Annotated in this window: 10 protein-coding genes, 1 tRNA gene and 1 other RNA gene; 3 read left to right on the forward strand and 9 right to left on the reverse strand. The window is 43.2% G+C overall.

The window, feature by feature from the left end; all coding sequences use genetic code 11:
• Positions 1-886: 886 nt before the first annotated feature.
• From ssrA to M8998_RS04210, 3 genes are all read right to left on the reverse strand, one after another.
• Positions 887-1255, reverse strand: a transfer-messenger RNA (tmRNA) gene (ssrA, locus tag M8998_RS04200).
• Between the two features lie 65 nt (positions 1256-1320).
• Positions 1321-2301, reverse strand: a complete 981-nt coding sequence (locus tag M8998_RS04205) for a cation diffusion facilitator family transporter (RefSeq protein WP_249990875.1) — start codon at positions 2299-2301, stop codon at positions 1321-1323.
• A 35-nt stretch (positions 2302-2336) separates the two neighbouring features.
• On the reverse strand, positions 2337-3185 hold the full coding sequence (locus M8998_RS04210; protein ID WP_249990876.1) for a GH25 family lysozyme: 849 nt from the start codon (positions 3183-3185) through the stop codon (positions 2337-2339).
• Between the two features lie 199 nt (positions 3186-3384).
• On the opposite strand from M8998_RS04210, the gene M8998_RS04215 reads away from it, so the two are divergent.
• Positions 3385-3469 (forward strand) — tRNA-Ser (locus tag M8998_RS04215).
• Positions 3470-3714: 245 nt separating this feature from the next.
• Here M8998_RS04215 and M8998_RS04220 read toward each other — a convergent pair.
• From M8998_RS04220 to M8998_RS04240, 5 genes are all read right to left on the reverse strand, one after another.
• Positions 3715-4701 (reverse strand): metallophosphoesterase, encoded by a 987-nt coding sequence (locus M8998_RS04220; protein ID WP_249990877.1) that lies wholly within the window; start codon positions 4699-4701, stop codon positions 3715-3717.
• A 33-nt stretch (positions 4702-4734) separates the two neighbouring features.
• On the reverse strand, positions 4735-6387 hold the full coding sequence (locus M8998_RS04225; RefSeq protein WP_249990878.1) for a RagB/SusD family nutrient uptake outer membrane protein: 1653 nt from the start codon (positions 6385-6387) through the stop codon (positions 4735-4737).
• 12 nt (positions 6388-6399) lie between these two features.
• Positions 6400-9426 carry a SusC/RagA family TonB-linked outer membrane protein gene (locus tag M8998_RS04230; protein WP_249990879.1) on the reverse strand — a complete coding sequence of 1009 codons (3027 nt, stop codon included), beginning with the start codon at positions 9424-9426 and terminating at the stop codon, positions 6400-6402.
• Positions 9427-9442: 16 nt separating this feature from the next.
• Positions 9443-10573 (reverse strand): FecR family protein, encoded by a 1131-nt coding sequence (locus M8998_RS04235; RefSeq protein ID WP_249990880.1) that lies wholly within the window; start codon positions 10571-10573, stop codon positions 9443-9445.
• Between the two features lie 106 nt (positions 10574-10679).
• The gene (locus M8998_RS04240) at positions 10680-11204 is read right to left on the reverse strand and encodes a sigma-70 family RNA polymerase sigma factor (protein ID WP_249990881.1); all 525 of its coding nucleotides are present in this window, start codon (positions 11202-11204) and stop codon (positions 10680-10682) included.
• 310 nt (positions 11205-11514) lie between these two features.
• Here M8998_RS04240 and M8998_RS04245 point away from each other — a divergent pair, with 310 nt between their 5' ends.
• Entirely contained in the window at positions 11515-12726 is a 1212-nt protein-coding gene (locus M8998_RS04245; RefSeq protein ID WP_249990882.1) for a TlpA family protein disulfide reductase, read from the forward strand.
• A 189-nt stretch (positions 12727-12915) separates the two neighbouring features.
• Here the strand turns inward: M8998_RS04245 and M8998_RS04250 are convergent, their stop codons facing one another.
• A complete protein-coding gene (locus tag M8998_RS04250; RefSeq protein ID WP_249990883.1) occupies positions 12916-13524 on the reverse strand; it encodes a hypothetical protein in 609 nt (202 codons plus the stop codon).
• A gap of 289 nt (positions 13525-13813) precedes the next feature.
• Between M8998_RS04250 and M8998_RS04255 the strand changes: the two genes are divergently transcribed.
• On the forward strand, positions 13814-15439 hold the full coding sequence (locus M8998_RS04255) for an ABC-F family ATP-binding cassette domain-containing protein (protein WP_249990884.1): 1626 nt from the start codon (positions 13814-13816) through the stop codon (positions 15437-15439).
• Positions 15440-15499 lie beyond the last annotated feature (60 nt).

Here is a 15499-nt window from a genome sequence, read left to right on the forward strand (position 1 = left end):
AAGATAGATAAAGATGTAATAGGGAGACTTAATTATTAATGGTTAAAGAATGATAAAAGTGATTATCTACCTAAACGTTTATCAATTTAGTATAGTACAAAATTGGCGACTTATTACCAATATCAACCACCATATCACTCGCATTCTTTACCTCACACGCCTCTTTTACTAATTTAACTAGTATTCGAAATAACCTTTATAAGCATGTTATTTCTCCACATTATTTATAAAACATTACCTATGTTGAGAAAAAAATATATACACCAAATGATATTGCTCATTTTAACATCAATACTATTCAGATGGTGGTGATCGGCTATCTGGTTTGCTGCGCCTTTCATGTGTTCGCAGCCTAATTCATCATTGATTTGAAAATGTCTTTTATGGCTTTAAATAAGAACAAATAATTCCTTTGCTTATTTATTCTCTAAGCCATGATTTACAAAATCGTACTAACAATAGTAAATACAATAACTATCTAATTTCAACTATTTTACATATTGAAATAGGAAACCAGCGGAATTGCTTTCGTACCAAAAATCCGCAGGCATTAAGTAAGAACCTGATTGAAGGGTTCTCATCCCTAGCTTACAAAAAAAACCCAATCTTTCGATTGAGCTTTTTTTGTGGAGCCGGAGGGATTGCTTGCGTCCCATAACCCCGCACACCGGCCCGCAGCGAAGAAAGTTCGAACCCTCCTATCGGGTTCTCATCCCTCGGTCACAAAAAAAGCCCAATCTTTCGATTGAGCTTTTTTGTGGAGCCGGAGGGATTGCTTGCGTCCCATAACCCCGCACACCGGCCCGCAGCGAAAACAGTTCGAACCCTCCTGTCGGATTCTCATCCCTCGCTTACAAAAAAAGCCCAATCTTTCGATTGAGCTTTTTTGTGGAGCCGGAGGGATTCGAACCCTCGTCCAAACATAGTATGATCTACGCTTTCTACATGCTTAGCTTCTCTTTAATTGTCGGGAACCTGGAAGGTGAGTCGCTTACCTATACCCTGCTCCTTAGTTACTGAATCTTGTCAATGCTTAGTAACATCACATTAACCAGTTCTACAGTTCGATGCCTCTGATGTTAGACGGTAGAACGAAGTCTAACGAGACAAATAGCTATGTTAAGTCTAACTTAAGCAGCTAAGGCGTAGTTTTCTTCGCCAGTTGTAAAGTTGAAAGTTCAGATTATAGTGCTAGACTAACAATGCACTGCATGCTTACATAACCATCGCTATCCTGTCAATTCCGGTCGACCCCAAATAGTAAGATTCGCAATAATTACAAGGATACAAAAGTACGCATTTTTTTGGGATAAACGTTATTTAACACTCCCTAAAATGTTTCATATTCTTCGGGAGATTAACGGATGTCCAATCGATATGCTTGCTATACTCCTCGGCGCGAATAGGACAATCCTTGACATTACAATAATGACAGCATTGCGGCATACAGGGATCAGCGTGAATAAAAAGCTCGGTCGGCATATCCAAGCCTTTATTTAAAGTATGTTCAAAATCAGAGATTACGTCGTGTACTTTTGTTAGTGTGTAATATTTCGGCATGGTGAGATGACAGTCTACATGCAGCTCTCTGCCATAACGCTGAATGCGCATATTGTGTACATCAATCCAATCCTCTTTACGAGTTGTCCCCAACACATCTACCACCTCCTGCATCACCTCGACATCAGATTCATCCATGAGACCGCTTATGGACTTTCGCAACATCTTGTATCCACTCCACAATATATAGCTACCCAACCCTGCAGAAAGCGCCGTATCGATCCAAGCCATTTGTGTGACCTTCATCAGGTAAAGCCCGGCGATCAATCCGATAGAGCTGATCGCATCAATCTGCAAATGTTTCCCATCCGCTTCGATGGTCATCGAGCGAAGAGTAGCTCCCCTCCTTTTCAAATATTCTCCAACACCGAAATTTACGATCGCAGTAGCAAGAATTAGCCACAACCCCTCCATAATATTGGTGATTGGAGAAGGTACGATCAGGGCATAGAACGCTTTGACCAAGATAATAGAACCCGCGATAAAAATCAATCCTCCCTCTACAAAGATTGAAAAGAATTCTACCTTACCATGCCCATAGGGATGATTTTCATCCTTTGGCCGAGCGGACAGATAGATACTATAGAACGCAAAGGAAGAGGCGACCACGTTGACAATACTCTCGGCGGCATCCGAAAATATCGCATTGGATTCTGTGATAAAATACGCCATAAACTTCACCAGCATCAATCCGACACCTGTGAACAAAGACAGCAAAATAAGTCTTTTCTCTCTTGACATTAACCCTTAATTTATAGCAAAACTAACCAAAAAAATCAGAACGGCAGGCACAGCTTTTCCAACTCTTCTATATTGCCTTTGTACATGTTTAAGTCGACAGGATATGCGATCCCGTTGACGCTGCCTTTTTCTGAAAATTGCCAAAAATCCCAATGATCTTTGGGCGATTCGACCCAAAAATTGTAATTAGCAATCCATAATACATAATCAGAAAATTCTCTTTCTAAAAAGTCTGTATAATAGCTATCACCAGAATAAACGATCGGTTTGATCTTATAGTGTTGCTCCACCGTGATCAACCATCGTTTTAAACCCTTTTGAAGATTTTGAAGTGATTGATTACGTGGCAACTCTTCAATATCGAGTACCGGCGGAAGATCGCCCGGTTGCAACTTCACTTGCCTAATAAAGTTCTTTGCTTGCTTTAGCGAATTCTCATTGGGCCGATAATAGTGGTAGGCGCCCTTTATTTTTGATTTTTGACTAGCCCCTACCCAGTTATTTTTGAATTCCCGGTCTTTGCCCGACTCTCCCATAGTGGCTCGAATAAAAACGAAATCTAGTGGAAATTGATCATTGATCGTACGTATACTATCCCAAACAATATGCCCCTGATAATGACTAACATCCATTCCAAACGTATAATCTTTATGCTGGGACATTAGAAAAATATTCCTAGCATCGTACCTCTTATTACCAGGTTGATCGGGCTTATCATTACTAAAAAATGTCTGTGTATAATATATAATGCCTGCTCGATAATGCCATAGGCCAGTTATCATTATTAAGATCAACGGGATAAAAATACTCCAAAGAAGGTACGGCAAACGTTCTTTCTTAGTCGAAACGACTACCTGTTTTCTGCTTCTCCGAGGTGCTGCCATATACAACGCGAAATTACTTCTTTCTATATCGTCACACAAGCGTAATAACGAAACGAATTTGGAACTTCTGAGACATTAATAGCTGGGGTATTGTACAGATAAAATGCAGATTTCATGCTGTTAAAAATACATAATATTCATTTTCAGCACACTAAAAAATATGTTTTGGAGCTATATGGTAATTTTCTACCTTTGCAGCGGAGAGTTGGCAGAGTGGTCGAATGCGGCAGTCTTGAAAACTGTTGACTGTTACAGGTCCGGGGGTTCGAATCCCTCACTCTCCGCAAGGAAATCCTTCATCGAAAGATGAGGGATTTTTTGTGTTGTGAGGGTTCGAACAGAAGGGTTGGCCAGGGGTTCGATCCTTGGAGGTTTAGGGCTGCGTTTGGGGAAGTGGGGCTAAACCCATCCCTCACTCTCCGCAAAAGAATCCTTCATCGAAAGATGAGGGATTCTTTTATCAACCACTATTTGGACTCCCTGCAAAACAAAGTTTACGACGCCCATCGTGAATTATTCGACGCATGGATCACGTATTATTTATTTCTGTTGTATACAACACCTTTCCTTGATGGTCAATGCATTGTACTTGCATCTTTTCTTGGTTGAGGCTGAAATACATAAAGCCATAGGCAGATGCTGCATAATTTACAAAATCCAAATCCGGCTTCACGGGCGTCACTTCAGAGCCGCCACCAGAGATCAACTGGCGAAAGCAGGTTCCTCCCTCTTGGACATCCTGTAGCGAATGCTCGTGACCAGATAAATAGACAGGAATATGATGTTTTTCCAGAATAGGTTGCAACACCTTGCGCACCGCCTTGGTATCATAGTTTTCTGTACGAGGACCAGCTGTATAGATTGGATGATGCCCCACCACGATTTTCCAAGTCGCCGTCGACGTGCTAAGGAGCTCATCCAGCCAGTCCAATTGCCGTTCAGGATATTGCCCTTCCACATGCGGACCATACTCTTTGTTGCTGTAAAACTCCGGGATCATAGGATTGGTATCTATAAATGCCAATAAGGCTGTTTTACCATCCTTCAAACGAAACTCTTTGCTATAATAACGCGCAGGCATCTTCCATCTTCGGCTAATCTTGCTGTATCGCACTTGTGCATCAGGATCTGACTTGTAATCATGGTTTCCCAAAATGGGATACCAATCCCACTGCAACGAAAAATCCGAATAAATATCTTCGAAGGAATAACGCCATAAGGGATCGTGCTCACTGACCACGCCAGATGGGTAAAAATTATCGCCCGTGGATATGATGAAGTCATTCGGATGTGCTGTCGTCCACTTTCCCATCTGCACCGCTACCTGCCGTTGGTGGTCTGCACCGTTACGCCCCCAATCACCAATAGCGACAAAATGCACATCGTATTCGCCCTTGGCTACCACACGTCCGTCTACAGCCGTACCTTCCATGTCTTCTGGAGTTCCTGCCATACCATTCACTAGCGGTACCGTAGCTAGTCCGGCGCTGAGCGCCGTGCCTAGTGTACTTTTCATAAAGTCTCTTCTCTTCATCAGTAGTTGTCTTTGCTAGTATCCATTATTTTGTGTCCAATTGGTATTGACCTCCATTACCGGACGCGGAATAGGAAATATTCTACGGAAGTTTTCACTGTAGCCTGCTGTGTAAAGCGACTTGAAGCCCCAATCTTGCTCAAACACACCAAAGCGAATCAGGTCATTTCTGCGCCACGATTCATCTGCAAATTCGCGTGCGCGCTCGTCTAACAAGTCAGTCAGTGTAGGCTGTTGTGTCAGATTTGGTGCTTTCACATAAGTACGGATCTCATTAATCAGCGATTGCGCTGTTTGCCCTTGTGTTGGCGCAGCACCACGAAGAATCGCTTCTGCTTTCATCAGTAAGACATCAGCATAGCGAAAGATCGGTACATCGTTACTTTGGCTTCGCTGATTTGCAGCCGTCACATTGACATCCATATAGAATTTCACAGAACGATATCCCATAGATCTCCCCTTCTGGTCATTACCCGCATTTAGGGTTGGTCCACCATCAGGGCGCAATTTTATCTCTTTGGTCGTTTCCATATGCCAGTTAAACACGGCATCCGCATCTGCACCCGTATAATCCTGATCGATACCTCGTTTGGACGTTCTGATTAAGAATGGTCGACTAAGATCGGGCGCGTAATCTGACCAGTAATATTGCAAACCACCCATATACGAAGCATTGCGTTCATCACCTGGAAGATTAAATTTTTCTAGGAACGTGGGCAATACGCGTAACGTTCCCCCCACACTTTGCGGCAGCGGAGCAAATTGATTTTGACTACTACGGTGAATCCAGAAACGAGCATAAGTCATTCCCTGCTGTTTCTCCCGATCATAAGGCATGGCGAATATAAAGTCTCGAATCTGCGGACCATTATCTGGTCTAAACTTCTCCAAAAAGCGATGGCTGCTAAGATTAAACTGTCCGGATTGAATGATTTCATCACAAAAAGCCACGACTTCATTTAGTTTTTCATTCGTCATTGCAGGAGTATAGGTCGCGACATCGCCCGCCGTATACACGCTCCAATTGAGGTACAGCTTCGCCAACAATGCATCTGCCATATGGCGCGTTGCTTTACCATAGGTAGCTGCAGAAACGGCAACCGGCAAACGCTCACGTACTGCTAACAATTCGGATTCGATAAATTGGCAAATCTCGGCACGTGAAGTTCGTTCTGGGATCTGGTCTACCTTCGATACGATAAGCGGCGCAGCGCCAAAGTTGTCCATCAGGATAAAATAGAAGTACGCGCGCATGGCACGCATCGGTGCGGCGCTCTCGCCCTCGTCATCATTGAAGATAGCGAGAACATTATTGGCGAGGTTGATGCCAGACATGGCGCCATTCCAGATACCTGGCAAAAGCGCATTATCCGCCGTCCAATTGTGCACATGCAATTCGCGAAAGCGGCCACCATCGTAGTAATCTGTACCGATGGCCAGACTCACGGCTTCATCAGATGATATCGTTTGCACCATCCAATGATTGTTGCCCAAGGCACTTCGATAGGCAGCATATACATCTGCCGAGATCGCTTCGGCAGCGCGCTCTGTAGTGGGAAATTCGGTGTATTGAGATTTAATATCTACATCCAGATCAGTACAAGATGCAAGTAACAAAGCCGTACCTAATGCACTGGATATAATAGAAGTATAGAAAGATAATTTCATGATTGATTCAGATTATAAGTTAAAGTTTAGACCAAACATCCAGGTGCGAGTACGCGGATAAGTTTGGCGATTATCGATACCGGGCATCAAACCGCCTAGATCCACTTCAGGATCTACACCCTTATATCCGGTGAGTGTGAATACATTATTTACAGTAGCATATACGCGCAGGTTTTTGATTGAAGTGCCACTGGTAGGAATTTGATAAGCCAACGTCAAGTAAGCCAAACGTAGGTAATCACCGTTCTCCAAATAGCGATCAGATAGATAATGGGCATTGATATCTGTCATCCGTTCGGTTTCAAACACGCTAGCCAAGACATTTTTTTGCCCCGCATTACCGACCACATTAGAATGGCGAGCACGTGTAGCATTCATGATCTGATGACCAAATACGCCTTGAAACATACCAGTTAACGCAAAACCGCGGTATTGAAAATTATTGTTCCAACCCAAGGTATAGCGTGGTTGTGCCGTACCAGTCATTGCACGATCTTTATTTACTGGCGTAATGGTGGTATTACCTGTGCGCTCACCACTTTGTGCATCGCGCTCGTAGAATGTGGAAATGCCTTCTTCATTGTAGCCAGCCCACTCCCAAGTATAGAATTGTCCAATAGGTGCCCCTTCCATCAAGCGCTGTTGAAACGCATTACTTTGTCCGGCACCGCCCAGATTTGCCAGGTCGATATATGCCGTCGAAAACTCTTGATTCGATATACGAGTTACCTCATTTCTATTATGCGAAGCTACGATATCGGTGTTCCATCGTAGGCTTCCTGTACGCAGTGGCGCAAAGTTTAAGGTAAGCTCTACACCGCGATTGTTGATCTCGCCCACATTCGCCGTTAAGGAACTATACAGGTATTTTGTAGTGGATACCGCATAATCATAAATTAAGTCAGTCGTATTTTTGGTGTAGTATTCCAAGGTACCACTTAGCCTATTATCCAAGATGGCAAAATCCAAACCTAGATTGAGCATCCCTGTACGTTCCCATCTTAAATCAGGATTTGCATTGCGTAAAGCGGCCAAAGTCCGTAAGTCGCGCCCGTTGGCGTCCGTGTAGAAGCTTGATGTAGCTCCATATACACGGCGCGCTGTAAACACATCAAATCCTAATGAATTGCCACTCACGCCATAACCAGCACGTAGTTTCAAATCGTTGAAAACACCCAAATCCTGGATGAAGCTTTCTTCTGACAGGCGCCATGCAGCAGAGATGGATGGAAATGTTGCCCAGCGATTGTTCTCACCAAATGCAGAAGAACCATCGCGACGTACCGTTGCCTGAAAGATGTACTTGCTGTTATACGTATAATTCAATCGACCATAAAAAGAGATCATGCGTAAGGTGGACAGGTAATAATTACCGAATCCAAGCAAGTCGACCACATTGGCCATTCCGGGATTGTAATATCCTAAGCCATCATCATAGTAATCGGATGTAGTGAGTTGAAAACCGTCATTATTATTGTTTTCTTCCCAAGAATAACCGGCTAGTGCATTCAGCTTATGCTTGTCGCCAAATGTCTTCTCGTAGTTAAAGTTCATCTCCATTACTTTACGCTCGTCTTCCACTGCGGCGCGGATAGAACGGCCATTTTGATTACGCGCTGCCATGGATTTGCTGGTGTAATACTGCGAGGGGTTGAACTGTCGGTTTTGCATCGACAGATCCAAATTGTAGGTCAAGCCCGACAGTATCTCATAGCCCAAACGCGCGTGTGTCTGCAATACCTTGGTTTTTGTAAAATTTGCATTTTCTTCGATCAAGGATACCGGGTTTACGTATTGAGAGCGGTCTGTCTTCTCAAACCACGATCCATCTTCCTGCCTAACGGGCGAAACTGGCAAATAGTAATACATGGCGTCGTACACGCTCAGCCCGTCGCCAAGCGCAAGCACATCATTTTGCTTGGTAATACTGGCATTGACATTGAATGAAGCGGTTAGTCGATCACTCAGCGCTTTGGTCTGTACGAAACCGCGAGCGATCTGCCGCCCCATGTCAGTACCTTTTATCACCCCATTATTCTGAAAGGTATTGATGCTGGCGTTGTATTGGGTACGCTCGGTAGCACCTAGTAGAGAAATGTTGTGATTGTTGGACACGCCGGTGCGCTCTACTTCTCGTTGCCAATCTGTATCGGCACCGAGATCGTCCGTTGGTTCTATGCTAAAGTTGTTTTCTTCGACAAATCGACGGTACTGCGGGCCATTCATCATTTCATAGCGGCGCGCCACTTTATCCAGCGCCACATAGCCATTGTACGAAACGCCCGTTTGTCCGGCTTTGCCACGTTTGGTGCTCACGATAATAACGCCATTGGCTGCTTTCGAACCATAGATAGCGGTTGCAGATGCATCTCTAAGTACATTGATACTCGCAATATCATCTGGTGCTACTAGCGCCAGTGAAGCGCCCGGAACACCGTCGATCACATAATACGGCTCCATGGCTTCGCCAGTCCGTAAGGTAGATGCTCCCCGCAAACTCACCGAAGGCGTCGCATTTGGGTTACTGTTATTGGTAGAAATAGTTAAGCCCGGAACTTTGCCCTGCAACATTTGCGCAGGCGAGGTCAACACACCGACATTCATATTTTCCGCTTCGATGGTCGTGATCGAACTCGTCACATCCTTACGGGAAATTCTTCCGTAACCAATCACCACTTCCTCTATTGCAGTAGTTACCGGACGCATCTTGATGCTGAGTGCCAGCACCTCGCCCGATCTTATATAGTAGCCGCGTAAGGTGTCAGGCTCAAAACCCAGTGAATTGAATATAAAGTGGTATGGCCCTCCCGTCGGCAAACCACTGAATGAAAACAATCCTTGATTGTTAGAAGTGGTCGTGTAACTCAAGCCGTCTTCGGTATGAACCGCATCGATCCCAACGCCGGATAAGAAACCTCCAGACTCATTTTGTGTACCGCCCCGTACTTGTACTTGTTGGGCGTGGCTTCGACCGATCGTCGCGCCTAGGAGAACAAAAAGTACCATGACTTTTTGAAAAGTGTGCAAATGGTGTGACATGTTTAAGTTGTTTGGTTTATTGTTTTATTGTATCGATTTGGTGTATGCTATTAATTTCTTCAGGCTTCGCTTGGCGCAGCAACAGATAAGAACCGTCTTCTTGCACGGTATAGCGTAAATCATTGATCAGACAGATGATTGCCAATACGTCAGCCAGTTTTTCTTTAGCTAGGTCAACAGTACCTGTGTATTGGATCTGCTGTAGTGAAGGCTCGCCAAAGTGAATTGTTTTTCCATAGACATTGCCCAATTGGGTCATCACTTGTGCCAATGGAATCTTGTCCATTGTTAACATACCATGGTTAACAGCCGTATTTTCCGACTTATCGAGTACTTCTTTTGCTTGTTTTTGTACGTTGGGTGTCTGGTGCGCGATTAGGTGAAATGCCTCATCAAATAAGATTCGTTCGCCTTGTGTACTCAAGATGGTTCGGTTCATCACAGCCTGCATCGTAATCGGCGCTACCGCCACCTTGCCGGTATGCAAGGTGACCGATGTACGTTGGTTTTTTTCGAGTGTATTGATGGTGAATGAAGTCCCTAAAGCGGTCGTCTTCGTCGCGCCGGCATACACGGTGAATGGTCTTGCTGCGTCTTTGGCCACATCGAAATAGGCCTTTCCTGCTAGATGTAATTCTCTACTGCTCGGTGAGAAGCTACTTAGATAAGTCAATCTGGCTTGCGAATAGAGTTTCACTGTAGATCCATCGGGAAGCGTAAAATGCCGAGGCTGCTTGCTCTCATTGACCAAGACAGTCGACGACGTGTCGGGTAGCGGTGCAACAGCTACAATAGGGTTATTGGTAAGGTTATCTGGAGCGCTACTAAACCATACCTGCCAGCTAAACACACCGCAGAAAAGTAGTACTGCTGCTGCGATAGCGTACCTTGCCAATTGCTGACGTTGACGCATGCGCCTTAGCGTGCATAGTTTATCTCGGCTGTCGGCCGCCATCAACTCCTGCAGACGGGCAGACATCTGTTCGCTAGGAATAGCGGAGTGTGGGAGATCGTCGGTATACGATTTCCAAGCATCATCCGTAAATAAACGTTCGACGATCCCCGGATCGTTCCAAAGATATTCGCGCAATTGGCGTTCTCGATCCGTCCATTCCCGATTGGGGGACGCTCTCTTTTTAGACTTCATATTAGGAATACGCGGCTCAAGCCACCATCCCTATCTGCTTAACAATTATTTAATCTGGATTTGAAAAGTCGGTATGATTTCGTGTTTCGGGACTACATACCATGCATTAGAGCATCACAGAGTACAGGTGTTGTTTTAGTTGGCCTAATGCTTTTCCGATATGCTTTTCTACTGCTTTAGTAGAAATAGAAAACATATCTGCAATTTCTCGGTGCGACATGGCGTGCTTGCGACTAAGCTCAAAAACCAATCGTCGCATTTTGGGCATGCTCTCAATATCCTTCTCTATAATTTGCAAGATATCTTTACTTTCGATGGCATTGATTAGGGAATTGGTGAGCGGCGTTTCTGCCGTATCTCCTTCATACTTGAAGCGAGCAGCCTCTTTTCGCAGCAAATCAATCATCACTTGCCTAGCCATACCAAAGAGCTGTATATGGATTTCCAATGTATGACTTAATGCATCGCGACTTTTCCAGAATTTGATAAAGGTAAGTTGTGTAACCTCTTCGGCTAGGTAGGTAGATTTGGTTCTACTCAGTATGAAACTGTAGATACGCGGATGATAATCTTCGTAAATCCTATTAAAGACAAGCTCGTTATCCGATTGTAGTGCATGTATTTCATTCATAGGTGCCACAAAGGTATTGGCTTTCCACACAAACTCTTTTTAAGGAATTGTTATGCTTATATGAATTTACACAAACATATGAGGAGATTACTGAATGACGCAGCAAATCCCTCACTCTCCGCAACAAAAGCCTTCATCGAAAGATGAGGGATTTTTTGTGTTGTGCAATAAATCTATTTTCAATATCTTAACGAGCTGTCTAAAGAGTAAGCCATGAACGTCCAGCGAGAAGGGGTAACGACAGCAATCGCCATCTAGTATATAAATCTTTTTGAGGTAACATTATGTATAATTCTATTCCCACATTCTTATGAGAAAACCGAAATTCATAAATAACCCACAGATGAAAGCAATGCAAAGAAACCTAATCATTATTGGATGTATCCTATCCGCTTTTTTTGTATCGGGCCCTAGCCTCCTTGCGCAAACCATATCGTATCGTCTATTTGTGAAATTAGAAGAAGCTCCGTTTGAGGATCTATCACTCCTAGACTATACCGAAGATCGAAAAATAGCAATCGAAGGTCAACGAATGGAGACATATATGTGGAAATTCACCATCCCGGACAGCATTGTATTAAACTCACAATCGATGAGTTTACGTGTGAAAGGATACGACTCTGTAAGCAATACCATATCGTTAGTCAGATTTATTTCAGAAGACTCTGATAGCGAACAACCAATAGGAAACGTAGGCGTGGAAGATGAGGATACTTATATTTATGCCAAATTCAAAGAAAAATCGGTTAATCCAGATCAGTATATTTCGCTAAAGACAAAAAATAAAGAAGATTCGTTAATCACAGCTGATATAATTAGATATGATTTTTCTATAACAGCGGAAAACAATATAGAGTCTGATATTAGAGTCAGAAGCGCAGCGCATTCTTTCAGCATGTTTGACGACGAAGATAAGCCGTATGAGGAGCAGCTTGCAGCGTATAAACATATCGCTAAACAGCATCCTGATTCCAGATACCTGATAACACAACTCGCGAGCTCGCTTACAAACTATAAGTCTAAAAAAGACATTCAGAGCATTTACGATAATCTCTCCGATAAATATAAAGACGGATTTTGGGCGACACAAATAAAACGGTTTGTGGACGGTAAATTTGAAAACGAAAGCTTACCCTCCCTTTATACAAAAAAACAGGAAAAGATAATTCAAGATTCCACAAAATACAACTTAATCGTTTTCACGGCGTCTTGGTGCATACCATGCTTAGAAGAAATTCCATTGCTCAAAAAGATTTATAACGATTTAGGACACAGACTGAACATAACTTACATCACGATAGATCGACAGGAAGAAATAGCTAATTTTCGAAAAGTAGTGGAAGAGCATGACATTCCTTGGCCATCGTTGCTGGCATTCGAGAGTGTAAAAGAAGTGAGGCAAAAATTCTTCGTAGAAAGGATACCTCATTGTGTGTTAATTTCGCCAGATTTTGATATGAACGTCCTTGATGTACGGGATGAGTTAGAACGCCAGCAACTATACGATCAATTAACGCTTTAAGGTCAGAATATAAATATCCGAACTAGGAACATATGCGGCTAATCGATCGACATATCGAATATTTGAAGATTATATGTCTAGTTTTACCAAAGCATATAAAAGCTATGCCAGTGATTTAAGATCAGATCAGTAGAGCACTGATCATCTTCTTCCGTCGTTTTCACCGAAACAGCTCCATCATTCAACTCTCTAACAATCAGGCACCATGCCCATGGTGATACCATTGGGGCTCCAGATCGGAACCAAACGCATCTGACATCCGGCATCATTGTCTTCATCATTAGGAATTTCACGGCTAGTATTTAACTGTAAATTTAATGTAGAACCTGCAGGAAATGCGCCATCCGTCTGTTTAAAATACACACTCAAGGTCATATCTGCTTTTCCGCGCTGCAAGATCCCATCGAAAACCATGCTTTGGGAGGCGTTCTCAATCTTTCCGTCAATCTGCTCATTAGTGATCAAAAAGTAGCTAGTACTTCCTGCCGCTTCCAATCTTAAATCAGACCCGTCAATTTTACCTCGAAACTTAAGGTTTATTTCCCCTTCATCGGCGAAATCCGCCATAAACACCACGGAGACTGAATCGCCCGAAGCTTCAATCACTGCAACACGACCTTCTCCATTCCAGGTATAATCTGCTGTGCCAGGTTGTGATCGCACTCCCCTAGCTGTACCTATATAAGGCTTGCCGCCAAAAAGCTTATTAAAATTTCTATCTTCCATACTTTCGGTATTGTCTTTTGCACATGCTGCAAACAACAATCCTAATGTCAAAATAATGAATAGTTTCTTCATAGCGCTTTTATAGATAAAATACGAGTACTAATATATATCGAAAGGACTAGTAGATCAATCCACGAAAACCAGTATTTCGAGAGGCGGTAGTACTTTTCAAAGCACTCCGATTTCGTTACATCATCTAATCTCAGTTGATTCCTGAATCATTGACCCCGGTATCTTCACCATGATTAGCCCTCGTCATAAATGTCAATAATTCCTATTTTTAATCGTACCTTTGTACCCGAATTAGTACACTATAATTTATGGAGCGTAATCTCCATTAACACGTAAAATACATCGTTAAATGATTAATATATCAAACCTCTCCCTTCGTTTCGGAAAACGCATACTTTTTGAGGACGTGAACTTGAAGTTTACCACCGGCAATTGCTATGGTATTATCGGTGCAAACGGAGCGGGAAAATCTACTTTCTTAAAAATCATCTCTGGAGAGGTTGATCCCTCTACAGGTTCCGTAGCTTTCACTCCAGGTGAGCGTATGTCGGTGCTTAACCAGAATCACTACGCTTTCGACGAATTCTCCGTATTAGAAACAGTGATGATGGGGAATCAGGATTTGTATAAAATCATGAAAGAGAAGGATGCTATCTACATGAAGGAAGATTTCTCTGATGCCGATGGTGAGCGCGCTGGAGAGCTGGAAAGTCTTTTTGCAGAAATGGATGGATGGAATGCGGAAAGTAATGCCGCTACCCTATTGAGTAATCTAGGCATTAAAGAAGAGCAGCACACCAAATTAGTGAAAGAACTAGATGGTAACGAGAAAGTTCGCGTACTCCTGGCTCAAGCATTATTCGGTAAGCCAGACATCTTGATTCTGGATGAGCCTACCAATGATTTGGACATTAAAACCATTGCTTGGTTAGAAGATTTCTTGGCTTCTTATGAGGCGATTGTCTTAGTTGTATCCCACGACCGTCACTTTTTAGATGCCGTATGTACACACATTGTAGATATTGACTTCAGCAAGATGACGATCTACACGGGTAACTACACCTTCTGGTACGAATCTTCTCAATTAGCATTGAAACAACGTTCGGATCAGAACAAAAAGATGGAAGATAAAGTAAAGGAATTGCAGGAATTTATCCGTCGTTTCTCGGCCAATGCTTCCAAATCCAAACAAGCTACATCCCGTAAGAAGGCTTTAGACAAAATCAATATTGATGAAATCAAACCTTCGAACCGAAAATATCCAGCCATTATGTTCAATACGATGGATCGGGAGCCCGGAGATCAGATTTTACAGGTAGAAGGCCTGAGCAAAACCATTGACGGGCAGGTGTATTTCAAGGACATCTCCTTCATGGTGAACAAAGGCGATAAAATCGCTGTGTTAGCAGAAAACAACTTGGTAACCTCCGCTTTTTACGATATTCTTTCTGGTCGCGATCAAGATTTTGGTGGTGAGTTCAAATGGGGTGTAACGATCACACCGGCAGATATGCCGATCGAAAATGCGGATTTCTTCGAAGGCAGCAAAGAGAATTTGGTAGACTGGTTAAGAACCTATTCTACTCGTCCGGACTCAGATGAGCAGTTTATCCGTGGTTTCCTAGGTAAAATGTTGTTCTCTGGTGAAGAAGTATTGAAGAAATGTTCTGTACTTTCCGGAGGAGAAAAAATGCGCTGTATGTTCTCCAGAATGATGTTGCAAGGAGCTAACTTCTTAATGTTTGATGAACCAACCAATCACTTGGATTTGGAATCAATTACTGCGTTGAACAATGGTATGACGGATTTTAAAGGCTCTATTTTATTCACCTCGCGAGATCATGAGTTGACGGAAACAGTAGCTAACCGCGTGATTGAACTGACGCCAAAAGGCATCATCGACAAATTGATGTCGTACGACGAGTACATTCAGTCGGAAGCCGTACAAGCGCAGCGCGAAGAAATGTACAAATAAGCACAAAAAACATTAATGGTAAAACACCCTCGATAAATTTTATTCATCGAGGGTGTTTTT

Origin of the sequence: Sphingobacterium sp. lm-10 (genome assembly GCF_023554555.1) — a bacterium.
In the GTDB taxonomy this organism is placed as follows: Bacteria; Bacteroidota; Bacteroidia; order Sphingobacteriales; family Sphingobacteriaceae; genus Sphingobacterium.

Excerpts from the sequence above, each read along its gene's own strand:
- M8998_RS04205 (WP_249990875.1), bottom strand. The coding sequence starts at position 2,301 with ATGTCAAGAGAGAAAAGACTTATTTTGCTGTCTTTGTTCACAGGTGTC.
- M8998_RS04210 (WP_249990876.1), bottom strand. The coding sequence starts at position 3,185 with ATGGCAGCACCTCGGAGAAGCAGAAAACAGGTAGTCGTTTCGACTAAG.
- M8998_RS04220 (WP_249990877.1), bottom strand. The coding sequence starts at position 4,701 with ATGAAAAGTACACTAGGCACGGCGCTCAGCGCCGGACTAGCTACGGTA.
- M8998_RS04225 (WP_249990878.1), bottom strand. The coding sequence starts at position 6,387 with ATGAAATTATCTTTCTATACTTCTATTATATCCAGTGCATTAGGTACG.
- M8998_RS04230 (WP_249990879.1), bottom strand. The coding sequence starts at position 9,426 with ATGTCACACCATTTGCACACTTTTCAAAAAGTCATGGTACTTTTTGTT.
- M8998_RS04235 (WP_249990880.1), bottom strand. The coding sequence starts at position 10,573 with ATGAAGTCTAAAAAGAGAGCGTCCCCCAATCGGGAATGGACGGATCGA.
- M8998_RS04240 (WP_249990881.1), bottom strand. The coding sequence starts at position 11,204 with ATGAATGAAATACATGCACTACAATCGGATAACGAGCTTGTCTTTAAT.
- M8998_RS04245 (WP_249990882.1), top strand. The coding sequence starts at position 11,515 with ATGAGAAAACCGAAATTCATAAATAACCCACAGATGAAAGCAATGCAA.
- M8998_RS04250 (WP_249990883.1), bottom strand. The coding sequence starts at position 13,524 with ATGAAGAAACTATTCATTATTTTGACATTAGGATTGTTGTTTGCAGCA.
- M8998_RS04255 (WP_249990884.1), top strand. The coding sequence starts at position 13,814 with ATGATTAATATATCAAACCTCTCCCTTCGTTTCGGAAAACGCATACTT.